This is a genomic window from Actinomycetes bacterium (genome assembly GCA_024222295.1).
Lineage (GTDB): Bacteria > Actinomycetota > Acidimicrobiia > Acidimicrobiales > Microtrichaceae > JAAEPF01.
In genome coordinates, this window is the sequence record JAAEPF010000025.1 from 42,083 (window position 1) to 58,230 (window position 16,148).

General features: G+C 67.2%; 11 protein-coding genes. 5 read left to right on the forward strand and 6 right to left on the reverse strand.

The features are described from left to right. Nucleotides 1-69: 69 nt before the first annotated feature. Together GY812_09865 and GY812_09870 are read right to left on the reverse strand one after the other, a co-directional pair. Complete coding sequence (locus GY812_09865; GenBank protein ID MCP4435781.1) at nt 70-1,203, reverse strand: glycosyltransferase family 4 protein; 1,134 nt, start codon at nt 1,201-1,203, stop codon at nt 70-72. A 46-nt stretch (nt 1,204-1,249) separates the two neighbouring features. Continuing rightward, on the reverse strand, nt 1,250-2,410 hold the full coding sequence (locus GY812_09870) for a methyltransferase domain-containing protein (protein MCP4435782.1): 1,161 nt from the start codon (nt 2,408-2,410) through the stop codon (nt 1,250-1,252). 186 nt (nt 2,411-2,596) lie between these two features. Here GY812_09870 and GY812_09875 point away from each other — a divergent pair, with 186 nt between their 5' ends. Both GY812_09875 and GY812_09880 read left to right on the forward strand, forming a co-directional pair. Then, a complete protein-coding gene (locus tag GY812_09875) occupies nt 2,597-3,319 on the forward strand; it encodes a class I SAM-dependent methyltransferase (GenBank protein MCP4435783.1) in 723 nt (240 codons plus the stop codon). Nucleotides 3,320-3,345: 26 nt separating this feature from the next. Then, a complete protein-coding gene (locus GY812_09880) occupies nt 3,346-4,218 on the forward strand; it encodes a glycosyltransferase family 2 protein (GenBank protein ID MCP4435784.1) in 873 nt (290 codons plus the stop codon). Nucleotide 4,219: 1 nt separating this feature from the next. On the opposite strand, the gene GY812_09885 is transcribed toward GY812_09880, so the two are convergent. After that, nucleotides 4,220-5,398: a glycosyltransferase family 1 protein gene (locus GY812_09885; protein MCP4435785.1), complete on the reverse strand. Its 1,179-nt coding sequence runs from the start codon at nt 5,396-5,398 to the stop codon at nt 4,220-4,222. Between the two features lie 105 nt (nt 5,399-5,503). Between GY812_09885 and GY812_09890 the strand changes: the two genes are divergently transcribed. Together GY812_09890 and GY812_09895 are read left to right on the forward strand one after the other, a co-directional pair. Then, entirely contained in the window at nt 5,504-6,451 is a 948-nt protein-coding gene (locus GY812_09890) for a glycosyltransferase (protein MCP4435786.1), read from the forward strand. Nucleotides 6,452-6,491: 40 nt separating this feature from the next. Beyond that, entirely contained in the window at nt 6,492-7,403 is a 912-nt protein-coding gene (locus GY812_09895) for a glycosyltransferase family 2 protein (GenBank protein ID MCP4435787.1), read from the forward strand. 9 nt (nt 7,404-7,412) lie between these two features. Here GY812_09895 and GY812_09900 read toward each other — a convergent pair whose 3' ends face one another. Next, the gene (locus GY812_09900; protein ID MCP4435788.1) at nt 7,413-8,882 is read right to left on the reverse strand and encodes a hypothetical protein; all 1,470 of its coding nucleotides are present in this window, start codon (nt 8,880-8,882) and stop codon (nt 7,413-7,415) included. A gap of 163 nt (nt 8,883-9,045) precedes the next feature. Beyond that, entirely contained in the window at nt 9,046-10,554 is a 1,509-nt protein-coding gene (locus GY812_09905) for a lipopolysaccharide biosynthesis protein (protein ID MCP4435789.1), read from the reverse strand. A 365-nt stretch (nt 10,555-10,919) separates the two neighbouring features. Here GY812_09905 and GY812_09910 point away from each other — a divergent pair, with 365 nt between their 5' ends. After that, nucleotides 10,920-13,895, forward strand: coding sequence for a DUF1349 domain-containing protein (locus GY812_09910; GenBank protein MCP4435790.1), 2,976 nt, complete (start codon nt 10,920-10,922; stop codon nt 13,893-13,895). On the opposite strand, the gene GY812_09915 is transcribed toward GY812_09910, so the two are convergent. Further along, the gene (locus GY812_09915; protein MCP4435791.1) at nt 13,885-14,802 is read right to left on the reverse strand and encodes a glycosyltransferase family 2 protein; all 918 of its coding nucleotides are present in this window, start codon (nt 14,800-14,802) and stop codon (nt 13,885-13,887) included. The genes GY812_09910 and GY812_09915 overlap by 11 nt on opposite strands. Nucleotides 14,803-16,148 lie beyond the last annotated feature (1,346 nt).

The window sequence follows — 16,148 nt, forward strand, 5'->3', positions numbered from 1 at the left end:
TCAGCAGCGGACTTTGTAGCACGGTGTCGGCAGAGGTGCCGAGTCGCGCCAGGTCCGGGGGGTCTACCCCTACCCCGGACCCCGGCCGATGGCCTCGAGGTAGACGTCCTCAAGGCGGGCGGCCGCGGCGGCCCACGTGAGCTGGTCGCGATGGGCGATCACCGCGTGGCGCATCCCGGCCAACCCCACGGGGTCACCTGCCAGTTCCGAGAGCTGAGCGGTGAGGGTGTCGGTATCGCCGACGGCATGGACGAAGCCGTGGGTGTCGTCGGCCATCAGCGCGCCGGCGGCATCGGACACGAGCAGAACGCAGCCGCACGCTTGCGCCTCGTAGGTGACGAGCGCCGAGCCCTCCTCGATCGATGGCAGCACGAAGGCGTCGGCGCTTCGCATCAATGCCCCCGGGTCGTCGGTGAACTCACACAGTTCGACTCCCGGCAGGGAGAGCATCGGGGCCAGAAGCTTCCGGTAAGCCGACTCCCACCGGCCCGCTATGACGAAGGTGGCTCCTCTCTCGCCGAGTCCGGACGCCTTCCAGGCCTCGAGTGCGTAGTGCACTCCCTTGCGTGGGTCGCAGCTGCCCACGAACAAGAGCCGGAAGGGCCCATCGGAGCGCTCCTGCGCGGGCAACTCGAACCGCTTCGGATCGAATCCGTAGCGATGCCGCAGGATCGGTGGCGGACCCGATTCACGTTCCATGTACGACTCGGCCACGGCGTGCGACGGCGCCAGCACGAAGGAGCACAGATCGTACTCCCGCTCCTCGCGGGCAAGCCGCTCGGAGTTGTGCTGGTGAGATGCTCCGGCCGGGAGCTCGAGACCGAGGCGTGCCACCTCCTCAGCCACCCGACGGTAGGCAACCCTCGTGTACGTGTTGGGCGACTCGCGCAGCCCCGCCACCCCGGCCGAGCGGGCCGCCTCGAACGTGCGAACCGAGGCGATTGGCCAGCCGTGGACCACCTCGAAGCCCTCACTGAGCAGCCGGCTCGCGCGCCAGTCGTGGTAGCGCAGCGCCCTGTCGCCCCCAAGTGCTCGGTGCGGAATGCGCCGGCCCGCCACGCTCAGGGTCTCGATCACGTCGCCCCCCAGGCCGTCGCGGGAACCGGCCACGCTGGCGGTGCAAACGGTCACCTCCAGCCCGCGATTTACGAGCCCCCTGACCTGGTTGGCCGCTGTGGTCCCTATCCCGGGCGCGCCCAACACGTGGGGAAAGCTGTACAGCACGCGCGGCCTGGGCGGGCCGACGGAGTCAGACAACCGCAACCTCGGGCTCGAGACCCATTTCCTTCAGGTCGGCCCGGATCTCCGACTCATAGGCGCCGTTCATGATCACGACCACGTCGACGCCCGCCTCGGCAAGGCTCTCAGCCGGGGCGACCTCGTGACCCGTTCCCGGCAGGAACCGGCCGTGCTTTCGCGGGTTCACGTCGATCACGGTGTCGACCCCCTGCCCTGCCAGGGTGAGGAAGGTCACGCCCTTGGCTCCGCCGCCCCACAGCGCGATTCTCTTGCCCGATCCTTTCCACGAGGCGATCCTGTCCCGCCACCCCTCAATGATCGACCCGTAGCCGGGCACGAACCGCGCCAACTCCGCCGCGGTCGAGTCAGCCCTGTCCTTCAGATCTTCGGGGGTGCCGGTCTCCCCGTCGGCGATGGCCTCGAGCGACAGGAACTGGCCGCCGAAGCTCGGTTCGACCGATGTGACCCGGAACCCGGCCGCGCGGGCCGCCCATTCGAGTGACACCGACGAGAAGTAGGTGCAGTGCTGATAGATCACGTCCCAAACGCCTGACTCGGTGAAGGTGAACGCCGAGTTGGGCACCTCCACGTAGAGCGCACACCGCGGGCTGGTGTCGACCGCGGAGCGGATGCCCGAAAGCATCTCCACCGGGTCCACGAGGTGTTCGAGCACGTGACGGGAGCACACGAGCCCCACGTCGCCAGTCACCGTGGAGCTGTCGAACATGGTTCGCACGAGGTGCACATCGAGGCCGTCGAGGTGGTCTATCTCGCCTTCGTAGGTGGGGTCGTAGCCGGTCGCCCTGCCCGCACCCGCCTCGGCGAGCATGGCCAGGAACTCCCCTTTTCCACTTCCGACCTCAACAACCGGGCTCCCGGCCAGGCCATGATCCTTGACCAGTCGTTGCGCCAAGTCACTTGCCCACGCCCGGAACGACCCCGAGAACAGCTGCGAGTTCTCGTAGTCCCCTTCGTAGGGCACGAGTTCGGGGTCGAACCCTGAGTTCGTGACCGCCGAGCAGCGCCTGCACAACACGAGTCGCATCTCCCCGACGGGAGCGGCCCGGGCTGCCTCGCGGGTCGCGAACATCTCGGTGCACTGCACAGGCACCGAGTCGGCGTCCAAGAACGCCACTGTGTCGTTCTCTGCACACACCAGGCAGGGGGCCATCCGGGGCACGGTACCGGGATTGAACGCATTTGCCGGACCTCCCCGGTGTTCTGAGAGACAGGGCAGGTCTGACATGAATGCCGCACGCGCCATCTCCACCCGCAGTCATTCATTTCCGATTACCTGATGACATACCTGTATGATTGCAGTGCCATGACCACGGCAGGAGTATCGCCAACTCACTGGATGGCATCAACTGATGACCCGATGGACCCCGCTGCTATTCAGGCGCGGTCCCAGCACCTCGGCCGAACTCGCCGGGCCCCGGTCGCCAGCCGCGTCGAGTACCTCCGCGACCTCGCCCGCGACAAGAGAGTCCTCGACATCGGCGTGGTCGACCACAGCTCCGACACCGACCGCCGCGACAATTGGCTGCACGGCGCCCTTGCAGGCACGGCCAGTGAGCTCCTGGGTGTCGACATCGTCGCTGGGGAGATCGAGCGCCTGAAGGAACAGGGCTACAACGTCGAGTGCATGGACGTCACAGCAGGCGAGCTGCCGCCCGGCCAGTGGGACCTGATCGTGGCTGGCGAGCTGCTCGAGCACCTCTCCAGCCCCGGCGGCCTCTTCGATGCCGCAGCGAAGCTCCTCGCACCCGCCGGCACTTTGGTGCTCACGACCCCGAACCCCTACGCGCTGTGGCGCGTGGCCCAGAATCTCAGCGACCGCACCTCTGAGAACCTCGACCATGCGCTGCTGATCAACCCCTGGGGCATGACCGAACTCGCAGACCGCGCGGGACTGGGGCTGCTCTCCTTCCGGGGCATCGGCCCCAACCCGGTCGGCTGGAAGGCGCAGCTCGCTTACAAGGCCTCCGGCCTGGGACTCGTGAAGATGACACCCGAAGCGTTCTGCGAGTCGATCCTCTACGAGGTCGGTCACAACTCGGCGGACCCGGCGTTCTCCTGACGCCGGGCCCCGGTACCTTCTGAACCTTGGAACGCGCGCCGACGCCAGCCGCCAGCCTGGTCATTCCCGCCCACAACGAGTCGACGGTGCTGTCGCGCACGCTCGACGGTGTTCTGGCCCAGGACGTGGTCGCCCCTCTCGACGTGATCGTCGTGCCCAACGGGTGCAGCGACGACACGGCCGCGGTAGCCGCCCACTTCGTCGAGCGGGCCCGGGAGCAGGGCTGGGAGCTCCGCGTTTCGGAGTTGTCCGAAGGCAGCAAGACGGCAGCACTGAACCACGGCGACTCACTGGCGCATTCCGACACACGCATCTACATGGACGCCGACGTGTCGATCTCTGCCAACACGGTGTCCGCCGTCCTCGACGCGCTTGACCGCGAAGGAATCCATTTCGCGGCTCCGGCGATGGTGCCGGTGCCCCCGGAGTCCCCGCTGGTCCGTGCATACATAGACGTCTGGTCGCAGATGCCCTACGTGAAGCAGGGCGGACCGGGCCGGGGGCTGTATGCGGTGAGCCCCGAAGGCCGGAGCCGCTGGACGGAGTTCCCGCACATCACCGCAGACGACACGTTCGTCCGACTGCACTTCGACCGCTCCGAGGCCCTCATCGCCGAGGAGGCAGAGGTCGAAGTCCGCTTCGCATCGTCCATCTCGGAGCTGATTGCGGTCAGGGGCAGGAAGTTCAGGGGGCTCGACGAACTGAGGGCCCGCTACCCGTCACTAATGGAACAGGACGAACCGCGCGGACGCGTCGCGGTGCGGACGATCGTCGACAACCCCGAGCTATGGCTTCGCGCACCCGTGTTCATCGCGGTCTACGCGCTGGGGAAGCTGCAGCTGAGACGGGCCAGGCGACGCGGCGACGACTCGTGGGCGCGTGCCGACTCATCCCGCTAGGTCAGCGCTCGCGCGCAGCGGTAGCCGCAAAGCCCAGGAGCACTTCGTGGCGCTGATCCCAACTGTTGGCGAGCACGAACTCCTCGCGTGACTCCTCGGTGGCCTTACCCATCTCGATCGCTGCACGTGTGACCTGCGGGGCGTCCGCCGGGTCGCCGACCAGTAGAACCCGGTCCGAGATCCCGCGCACGGGCTCCAGGTCGGTCGCCACCACCGGGCAGCCACCAGCGAGGTACTCGTACAACTTCAGCGGGCTCATGGCCTCCGTCAACGGCGAGCGCCGGTGGAGCAACAGACACACATCCGCCGCGCACGTCGCGGCCACCACCGCCTCGCGCTGCTGGTGTGGAACACGGTGCACGTTAGGGGCCTCGAGCGATGTCACCGGCGAGCCGTCGGGTGTTGGCCCAACGAGGACGACCGAACCCTCCGGAACCGCCGCGGCGACCGACTCGAGCGCCTCGGTGTCGAGTCGGTCATCCAGCGTGCCAAGGTAGAGGAGCCTGGGGCGCGGCAGGCTCTCGAACCACTCGGGTGGCTGAGTTGGCTCGAGCCACTCGGAGGCATCCACCCCGTTCGGCAGCACCAGGCCTGGGCCGGTGGGAGCCAGCCGGTCGAGCAGCACCTGCGAAACGGCCACCGTCGGACGTGCCCGGTCGCGCATGCGGACGTATGCCTCCTCCAGGGCCTCCCACCGCTGCTGCAACGAAGGGTGGCTCGCCCAGTCGTCCCTGCCGTAGTACACCGAGGACTTGGTCCAGTCGGAAGACGCGAATCCGCTGTACAGCGGATTGAAGCTGATCAGTGTGGGATCGGCAAGGCCCAGGCGCCGGGCTGCGGCCTCGATCATCCGGTCATAACGCTGGTATCCCCGCACGAGCGACCGGCTGTCCTTCGGGTCGTGGCGGGCGAGCCGCCGGGGGCTCAGCCGCGCAAAGTCAACCCCGGCAGGCAGCCTGGCCGGTGGTCGACCCCTGAGCCGCCGAACCACCGCGCCGGCATAGCTGCGCAGCGGGTCGACGACCATCAACTTGGCCGTGGCCGGGTCGGCCGCGAGTGCCCGGATCAGTCGGTCGGGCGGACGGAAGAAGCCGCGCTCCACGATGTCATCGACCGTCTCGAAGGAGAGCACGACCACCAGCTCGCTCGGTTTCGCCAACTCCGAAACCGAGCTGCTCACGGAGCGCACGCTACCAGACGCATTCCGCGTTGCGGCCCCTGCGCCGGGCAGTAGGGTCGCCTTGGACCACCCTGCACAGCAATCGGAGAGTCACCCCGGCCGAGCATGTCTGACCCAACCGAAGTGCAGGGCAACGGCCCGACCATCGGTGTTGTGATCCCTGCCTTCAACAGGCAGGAGACCATCGAACGCGCACTCGCCAGCGTCCTCGGCCAGTCCAGGCGGCCGAACCAGGTGGTGGTGGTGGACGACGGCTCCACCGACCGCACCGCCGACGTCGTCGGGCAGTTCACCCCGCAGGTCGAACTGGTCGAACAGGCCAACCAGGGCGCGGCGGTGGCCCGCAACATGGGCGTGGCCGCGCTCGGAACCGAATGGGTCGCATTCCTCGACTCAGACGACCACTGGAGGACAGCCCACCTCGAGAACATGGAGGCAGCCATCCGGGGCACCGATGCCGCCGCCGACCTGTACTTCTGCGACTCGTCGTCGGCGGAGCTGCCGCAGGGAACGACCTGGTGGGATAGGTGCGGGTTCGGAATCGAGGGGCCGTACAAGCTGGAACCCGACGCCACCGACTGGGTGATGAAGCCGCTTCACCCGTTCCGGCTGCCGGCCACCGTGATGCGGCGCAGCCGCTATCTGGGTGTCGGAGGCATGTGGCCGGAGCTGCGCGGGCGCGAGGACACCCACCTCTTCTTCGAACTCGGGCTGGGCGGACCGTTCTGCGCGGTGGCCGGCGTCGGGCTAGAAGTGACCGCCGACGACGACTCGGGCCAGCGCCTCACCGAGTCGGAGGGCGCGGCCACGAGCTCGTATGCCAACTACACGGTCCTGCTCTACCGCGACCTGCTCGAGCGCAACCCCGACCTCACCTCACAGCACCGCCGGGAGCTGGAGTCGCGGTTGCTCGACGGCTACCTGGCCTCGGCCTCAGTCGCCCTCCGCCGCCGGGACCCGGCGGGCCTGCGGCCCCTGGCGAGGGCGCTGAGGCTCTCGCCGGCCACGACCATGCGCAGACTGTCAGCGGCCGTGCGAGGCCCTAAACGTTGATCCCGGTACAGTGGCGCCCCGAAGAGAGCGGGGGTGACCGGTGACCCAATCGATCGGGATCGGAGTTCCGGTCTTCAACGGCGAGGACTACCTCGCCGAGTGCCTCGATTCCATCGCCGCACAGGACTACGAGCCCCTCGACGTCCTCATCTCCGACAATGCGTCATCGGATGCAACGCGAGACATCTCGATGGAGTTCGTGGAGCGCGACACGCGGTTCCGCTACGTGTGCCAGCCGCAGAACCTCGGCGCGGCCGGCAACTACAACTACGTGATGACCCACAGCAATGGGTCGCTCTACAAGGTCGCGGCCCACGACGACGTCGTCGGTCAGGGCTTCCTGCGGCTGTGCGCCGACGCGCTCGAGGCGCACCCCGAGGCCGTGCTGTCGTTCCCCCGCACCCGCTACATAGACGCCGAGGGCAAGCCCACCGACGACTACGAGCATCCCATCGTGTGGACACACGCCACCTCGCCATCGGGCCGCCTTCACGACCTCCTCGTGGACGACCACTGGAGCTACCTGCACCTCTGCTACCCGGTGATGGGGGTGATGCGCCGGCAGGCCGCCGTAGGGACCCGAGGCATCCAGGCCTTCAAGGGGTCCGACAAGGCGATGCTCATGGAATTGGCACTCATGGGCGACTTCATCGAGGTGCCCGAACCGCTCTACCTGAAGCGACTCCACGACAACACCAGCATGCGGGCCCACACCACGGGTGAGGAGTTCGACCTCTGGTACGACCCGGACAACGCCGGCCGCGACCCCATGCCGGTCAGCAGGCTCACGCGGTCGCACCTGAGCGCCGTCTGGCGGGACGACCTGACCGCAGCCGAGCGGGCAAGGTGCACCTTCGAGGTGACGAGATGGTTGTTCAGGCAGCGGCGCTGGCGCGTGGCGGGTTCCGAACTCCGCAACGCGGCGCGAAAGCGTGTCAGTCCCGCGTCCTGACCAGGCTGCTCAGCACCCCTTGACAACCGGATTGCCGGTGCTCGGGTAGAACACGGCCCCCGTCAGGCCCGGCGTGGCCGTCATGCAGCTGTAGACGTTGTTCGTGCCGTCCTCGTAGATCGAGTAATAGGAGGCGGCGGAATTGCCAGGCAGGAACCCGACCCAGATCTCGTTGAAGGAGGTGTTCTTGCCCTTCCAGTTCAGAGGTGCGGTCTGGGTGCCGTTGTAGGGGCCACCCATCGCGAAGCCGACCCGGTTGAACACCACGCCGGTCGGCCAGCCCAGCGACTGGAAAGCATCCATGTGCTGCGGCTTGACGCCGGCGGGCGAGTAGAAGAACGAGTCGTTGACGACCATGTCCATCCGGTAGTCGACGTCGTATCGGGGCGAGCGGCCGATCTGCAGCCGCGACTCCGACATGAACGCCGAGTTGTTGATGCGGATCTTCGCGGGCGGCTCGCCGGGGGTCTGGTAGATCCAGATGCCGCCGTTGACCACAACGTTGTCGAGTGTCACGTCGGCCCCGGAGCGCACGTAGAGGATCCGCACGGTGGTGTCCCGCAAGACCTTGGTCTCCCCCGCGCCCACGTCAGTCCAGTCGACGTAGCCGGACAGCCTCGACATGTCGACTGCCTGCTCCTTCGTGCGGGGGGCGGCCGATGAGTCTGCGGGGGTCGTGGTCGGCGCGGAGCTGGTAGGCGGCGACATATCGGTGGGCGACGTTGCGGTGGGCGGCGGTGCGGCGGTCGTTGTCGGCACGGCAGTCGTGGTCGGAGCCGGACCGGTAGTCGTGGGGGGCTCGGTGGTCGAGGGTGATGCCGGGCCAATGGCCGGAGTCGGGCTCGCAGATGCTGCATCGAGCGCGGCGCGGATCTCTTCTATGTCGACGAGGATCGCATCGTCGACATAGAACACATCACCTGGGCCGACACCGGAAGCATGGACACGCAGCGCCGCAGTCACAGCTCCCGCCGGGGCCGCACCGAAGCATGCGGGCATGACCCACTCCCCCGGCTCGGTGTCCTTCTGGGGGCCCGGGACGGTCTCGACGATCCGGCCGTCGGAGCCGTAGAAGCGGATCTCGCATCGCACCGGCACCGCCCGGTCGTCCATGAGTACATGAGCGCCACCGCCGTACATGCGGCCCTCGCGCACCGACACACCCGGCACAGTGGCGACGCGGATGGTGTCCTCACCGTCGACCCACACCGGGTCCGACGTGGAGCCCACGACCCTCAGTGAACGATCGCCGACAGATGCGTGCTCCGAGGTGACCTTGATTGCCGCGTTGCCCTGCGTGATCCAGCCACTGGTGGTGGCATCGGGCGCAGGCTTCTCGACGATCAGCTCCATCGAGCGCTGTTGGGGTTCCAGGAGGTTGAACGATCGGATGAACTCGAGGTTGGCCGGTGAGGCCGAGCAGGCCGTGACCACCAACGACCACACAAGCAGCGCAATTAGCGCGAGCCCGTTCCTCATCCGGTTGCCCTTCGTCGTCAAAGGAGCATCAGCCGGCATTCTCCACACCACCTTCAGCCCGGAGACCGATCCACGCGCGGGTAGCCATCCCGCCTATTCAGCGCTCAAGTTATCACCGCCTCTCGGACACAAGGCCATCACGCCTGCTCGACGAGTCGATTTCTCATTCGCTGCCGAGCTTGCGCTTCACCATGAGGCGGGCGAAGTCGATCTGGTCCGCGAGCACCTTCGGCCACACGAACCGGAGCATCGCAGCGTAGAGCCCCAGGGCCAGCAAGGAAGCTGTCACGAGAAGCCAGAAGTCCCCGAGGGTGCCCTCCAGCAAGCGCTCGGTTGCCAGCCAGAGAACGACCATCGCGGCACCGCCGATTCCAGCCGGCCGGATGGCCTTCAGGTAGCCGCCCCAGCTGTAGGGGATCAGGTACTGCACGAACCCGATCTGGATCACCGCAAGTGGCGTGCCCACGATCAGGTACGACCAGGCAACACCGTCAATGCCCCACTGGAGCCCGACCACGAAACCGCCGATGAGCGCCGTGGTCGTCACAATGCCCCACCGCAGTGACCAGTCGGCGCGACCCTTCGCGAGCATCACTCCTCCGGCAACGCCCACCACGGCGCTCATGATCGACACGACCGCGAGGATCTGCATGGGACGCACAGCCGCGTCCCAGTCGTCACCGAACACGATCGGCACCCCGCGCGGCGCGCAGAGCGCAACCAGGAACATGGGCGGGGTGACCACCAGCGCGAGGGTCGCACTCACGCGCAGGAAGAGGTCGGCCTGTCGCTCGGGCTCGTCGTTGAGACGCGAGAAGATGGGAAACACCAGTCGGTTGGCGGTCTGGGACAGGATCTGCACCGGCAGCAGTAGGACCCGGTAGCTCAGCGCGTAGTTGGCCAGCGCCGTTGGGCCGAGCCGGAGCGCAATCAGCGTGTTGTCAGCGTTCTGGCTGAGGAAGCGCATCACCTCGCTTCCGAACACCCGGGCGCTGAACCCCAGGATCGCCCTGAGGGCGGTGCGGGACCAAGAAAGCACCACCCGGCCCACCGCTGCGATGACGAAGATCGCGTAGACCAGATCGGTCAGCAGCCTTTGCACCACGAGGGCCCAGTACTCGGCACCCATCCAGGCGGCGGCCACACCGGCGGCGCCACCGACGAACACACCTGCCACCTCGGCCATGGCCAGCATGCGGAAGTTGAGCCGCCGTGTCAGCAGGGCAGTCGGGATGACTGCGAACCCGATCAGCACGAAGTCGATTGACAGAACCCTGAGCACGTTCTCGAGTTCGGGCGTGTCGAACAACCTCGCCCATGGCCCGGCCACGACCTGGGTGACCGCGACCAGCAGGCCCACTGCACCGAGGTTCAGCCAGGTTGCCGTGCCGATCGTCTCGTCGTCGATCTCCTTTCGCTGGATGAGCGCCGAGGCCAGCCCCATGTCGAGGAAGACGGTGCTGAACGCGAGGTAGATCGTGGCCTGGCCAACGATGCCGAAGTTGGTGGGCCCCAGGATCCGAGCCAGAAGGATGCTGAACCCGATGCGGGCGGCCTGCTTGCTGACAAGGCCGACCAGGCTCCAGCGAGCGCTCACCGCGACGGTTGTCCGGCGGATGGTCGGGTCCCGTGGCTCGGCGCGGCCCTCGTCGGGATCGGGGGCTTCGCTCACCAGTCGCACGCTACAAGCTGGTTCGCCTGACTCCGACGATTCGGGCCCCGTGACTCCCCATTGCGGGGATCCTGGCAGCAACGCCGGGAACTGGACTGAGCTGGCTCACCAGCCGGTCACTCAACGTGGCCTAAACATGATTCACATTGAGATCTGCCACAAGATGACGGGCAGCTCTGCAACCCTTGCGTTAGATGGTGAGTACGGCGGCACGCAAGGGTCCGAAGTTCCCACTCAGAGTAGTATTGCCCACTGGACAGTGCGGCCTCCGCGCACGAGAATGACCCCACGCGACAGGGGAGTCAATGGCACGAGGTGTCATGACGCCCCCTACCACGCGTACCCCACCGGAACCGGGAGAAGGAATGCCGAAGAGGACACGACGCAGCATCGGTCTCGTGGCCGTGTTGTCGGTCGTCGCGTCCTTCGGGGCGATCACGGCGTCGCCGGCCTCGGCCGACCCCGGTGATGCAGGCTTCGCCTCCGATGACTTCTCGGCGGGGTCTCTGGCGGGGGTTTGGAGCGTGGACGATCCCCGCGGTGACGGCACCGTGGAACTGTCCGGCACCGGCACCTCAGACGCCGTGCTCTCCCTGTCGGTACCCGGCGGTGTCGGCCACGACGCATGGACCACCAACGACTCACTGGCAGTCACCCAGGCCATCTCCAACGGCGACTTCTCCACCGAAGCCAAGTTCGACACAGCGCCCACCGCCAAGTACCAGATGCAGGGCCTCACAGCGCGCGAAGACGACTCCAACTGGATCCGCGCCGACTACTACCACGACGGCTCCAACCTGCGGTTCTTCGTAGCCACCTTCACGAACGGCTCCCCCACAGTGCGCGCCAACGTCGTGGTACCCAACGGCTCCTCGCTTTGGATCCGCCTCGCACGCAGCGGCAACAACTGGACCGCATCCACCTCCACCGACGGCTCCGGCTTCACCGGCCGCGCCGCGTTCAGCTGGAACCTCAACGCGAACGAGATGGGCGTGTTCGCCGGCAACGCACTCGGTTCCAGCTCCCCCGCCTTCACCGCCGAAGTCGACTACATCTTCAACACCAACAGCCCCATCAACCCCGAAGACCCCGAAGGCACCACTCCAACCACCACAACCACCACAGAGCCCACCGGCACCACAACGACCACCCCAGGCTCGACCACCACAACCACCGCGCCAACCACCACAACCACGACGGTTCCGGCGACACTCGCGGTGGACGTCTGGTACGGCAGCCAGCAGTCGGTCGGGGCGTTCGGCATCACCCAGCGTTGGGCCAACGTGCTCGGCCGGGCCAACGGCCCCAACCCGGTCACCTCGCTGACCTACAGCCTCAACGGCGGCTCGGCACGCCCGCTCTCGATGGGCCCCAACCTCCGCCGGCTCGTCATGCCCGGCGACTTCAACATCGACATCCTGGTCACCGACCTGCTGCCGGGACCCAACACGGTCGACATCACCGCTGTTGACTCGACCGGGGCCCAGGTGACCGAAGAGGTCACAATCACCAACCACGTGGGCTTCAGCGACCCGACCTGGTGGGACCAGGCCTGGAGCTGGCGCACAGCCGTGACCCTCTCCGCCGGCTCCGTCGATCGCACCGACGCCGTGGTCGAGGCGCCAGTCGACTTCACCGCCCAGCTCGCATCCGCTGGCGAAACCGCCAACATAGACACCAACTCCATCCGGGTGATCGAGACCGCTCCCGACGGTTCCGTGCTCGACGCCTCGGTGCCGTTCCAGTTCGATCCGGACGACGGGTTCGACGGCTCCACCAACGCGGCCGGCACGGTCATGGTCCTGATGGGAGGCAACACCCCCGCAGGCACCGAGCGCACCTTCGACATCTACTTCGACGACGTCGCAGCCGGCCACACTGTCGTGTCGTTCGCAGACCAGGTCACCGTCACCGACAACGTTGCCGACGCGGGCGAGAACACGCTCCAGGTCGCAACCGCCTCGACGACATGGTTCTTCGACAAGGACGGCGGCGGGTTCACCAGCGTCCTCGACGCCGACGGCAACGACTGGGTGAGCTACGGCCCGGCGGCAGGCTCTGCCGGCCAGTACCGAGGCATCCCCAACATGGTGTTCCCCGAGGGGATCATGCACCCGGGCGCCGAGGGCATCACGACCACGCTGCTCGCCGACGGCCCGCTGCGCACCAGCTTCCGCTCGGCCAGCGCCGGCGAGGGTTGGGTCACGCGTTGGGACATCTTGCCCGACCGGGCCCGCATGACCATCGAGGCGGCGGCACACGACTACTGGTTCCTCTACGAGGGCACGCCCGGCGGGACTCTCGACACCGCCACGGACCTGGTTGTGCGCTCCGACGGGACGCAGGGCGCCGCAGGTGCATCGTGGAACGGCGACCTGGCGGGTGACGAGTGGGTCTACTTCGCCGACCCCGGCGTCGACCGGTCCCTGTTCGTTGTCAACCACAACGACGACACTGCGGTCGACTCTTACTCGTCGCTCAACTCCGAGATGACCGTGCTCGGCTTCGGCCGCGATGGCATCAACCCGTTCCTCGACGCGGTACCTGCATCCTTCACCGTGGGTCTCACCGACGGCGTGGGCTTCGGCGATGTCTCGCCGCTGGCCGGCGGAGCGATCGATCCGGTCGCCGTGACTGTGGGTACCCTCGAGGAGCCGGTTGCAGGCGCTGCGAGCTGGCCGCTGCCCGCAACCGTGGACTGGAGCGGTGCCTCCTCACCGACGGACCGTGCAGTCGTTGTCGACGGCAAGTGGCACATCGAGGGCGACGAGGTGCGCACCACCGACATGGGCTACGACCGGCTCATCAACATCGGCAACCAGACGTGGACCGACTACGAGGTCAGCGCCCCCGTCACCGTGCACTCGCTCGACTTCGACAACGGGTTCCAGAGCGGCCCGCCGCTGATCGGCTACATCCTGCGCTGGAACGGCCACAACGACACGATCGAGACCGGCCGCCAGCCACAGCAGGGCTGGCTGCCAGATACGGTCAACCCCACCCCGTTGGGGGCGATGGCACTCGTGCGCTGGCACTCCGACGGTTCAACCCCGATCCACGTGTGGAACCACCGCACCGCCAACATGGACACCAACCCGGGCCTGCAGCTCCAGGTCGGGTCCACCTACATGTTCAAGGCCAGCGTGAAGACGCTGCCCGGCGGCGACACCGAGTACAAGTTCCGTGTGTGGCCACAGGGCACTCCGGAGCCCGGCGTCTGGTCCGTCGAGTTCGTGGCGGGCACCGACGACCATCAGCCGGCCAACGGGTCGCTCCAGCTGGTGGCGCACGAAGCCGACGTGAGCTTCGGCACCGTCGAGGTCACGCCGGTCACACCCTGATCACCGGGCGCCCGCACAGGGCGGCCACGGCTGCCCGGTGGCGGGGCGATCCGCCCACCGAGCGAAGGAGCTCGCCCAGAAGCAGGGCAAGCCGGAACAGCAGGGTCGCCACCCTGCCATGGCGCTTGCGGTAGGCGAGCACCCGGTTGGAGGCCACGAGGCTCCACAGGTACGGCGAGACGGTCGAGTCGCCACCGATGTGCACCGATGCACCCTCGGGTGTGAACCAGGTCGCGTAGCCGTGGTCGGAGGCCCGCAGGCAGAAGTCGGTCTCCTCGGAGTAGAGGAAGAACGACTCGTCCCAATCGCCCACCTCATCGAGACAGCGCCGCGACACCATCATCAGGGCGCCCGTGGCCCAGTCCACGGGTCTACGCGCCTCGTACTGGGCGGCGTCGCCAACGATCTCGCCAAGCGTGCCCACGCCCGACACACGCGTCGCTCCGATGAGCGACTCCGCAAGCGCACGGACCACGGTCGGCCGTCTCCGTTGTGACATGGACAGCGAGCCGTCCGCATCGAGCAGTGGTGGAACCGCGATCCCCACGCCCGGCGGCTCCAGGACATCGAGCAGCGCCACTGCGCAGCCGGCGCCGAGCTGCACATCGGGGTTGAGGATGAGCACCGCGGATGAGTCGGCGCAATGGGCAGTCCCCATGTTGATGGCGGCTGCGTAGCCGGCATTGCGTCCCGTCTGCACCACTTCTACATCCGTCCGGGCTTCCCGGGTGACGTTGAGGGTGTCATCGGATGAGTTGTTGTCGACGACGACGACCTTCCAGCCGGCGATCCCCTTCATGCCCTCATCCAGCGAGTCGAGGCACGCACCGATGGTGTCTCTGCTGTTGTGGGTCACGATCACGACAGCCACTTCGCATGCCGTGGCTGATTCGACGTCTTCGCTCATCACCGCCCTCGGGACTCGGGGATCCCCTAGAACTTAGGCAGTGACGAGCGCTCGTCCCAGATCAGCAACCCTCGATGACCGGATTGCCGTGGCTCGGGTAGAACACACCTGACATGCCGGGGTTGGCCGTCATGCAGCGGTAGACGTTGTTCGTGCCATCCTCGTAGATGGCGTAGTAGGAGCCCCGGGTGCCTGCGGGCAGGAAGCCGACCCAGATCTCGTTGAAGGTGGTGTCGCGGCCCTTCCAGTTGAGCGGGGCGGTGCCCGCACCGTTGTAGGGGCCACCGAGTCCGAAGCCGACACGGTTGAACACGACACCCGTGGGCCAGCCGAGCGACTGGAAGGCATCGGTGTGTGCCGGCGGCTCACCCTGCGGCGAGTAGAAGAAGGAGTCGTTGACAACCATGTCCATCGGGTAGTCGAGGTCGTAGCGGGGGGTGCTGCCGATCTGGAGTCGTGATTCCGACATGAACGCAGAGTTGTTGATGCGAATCCTTGCCGAGGGCTGGCCGGGCGTCTGGTAGATCCAGATGCCACCGTTGACCACGACGTTGTCGAGCGTCACGTCGGCTCCGGAGCGCACGTAGAGGATCCGGATGGTGGTGTCCTTGAAGACCCGTGTCTGGCCTGACTTCACGTCGGTCCAGTCGACGTAGCCGGACAGCTTCGACATGTCGACCGCTTCCTCCTTCGACCGCGGGGCCGAGCCCGAGCCGGGAAGCAGGGTGGTGGTCGGACCAGGCGTTGTGGTCGGCGCAGCCGTGGTGGGCGGCGCAGTGGTCGTTGGTGATGAACCACCCTGCACCGTGTGTGTCACCTCGTGGGTGTCGCCGTCGGCGTCGGTCCAGCGGGCGGCGAGCTCGTCGCCCGCCGACAGCATGATGTCTGGGTAGATATGGAACACCGAGCCGTCGTGGATGCCGGTCGGGTCAAAGCCGTTGGGCCGACAGCTGCAGCGGTCATCGGGGTTGCCGTTGACCAGGAACTGCACTCCCTGGTGGTTCGGGTACGGCGTGACACTGTCGAGGCGGGGCTGGCCGGTGCCGGCACCCGCGTTGGCCCATACCGCCGAGGTCGACTGCACCGGAGGCACCGTCGTCGTGGTCGTATTCGTTGGCACAGCGGTAGTCGGCACAACAGTTGTGGGCGGGGCGGTCGTGGTGGTCACGACACCTTCCCAGCGCACCGGTGCGGGAACACTCGGGGGCGTGGTGGCGGGCGTCCGCAGGGCCGCGGGCTGGGTGGTTGGCGGAGCGGTGATGGGGGGCGGCGGCTGGCATGCAAGCGCGAACATGGCCATCCCAGCCACAATCGAGGCTCCCAGAACCCGCCTCCGGCGCTGCGAT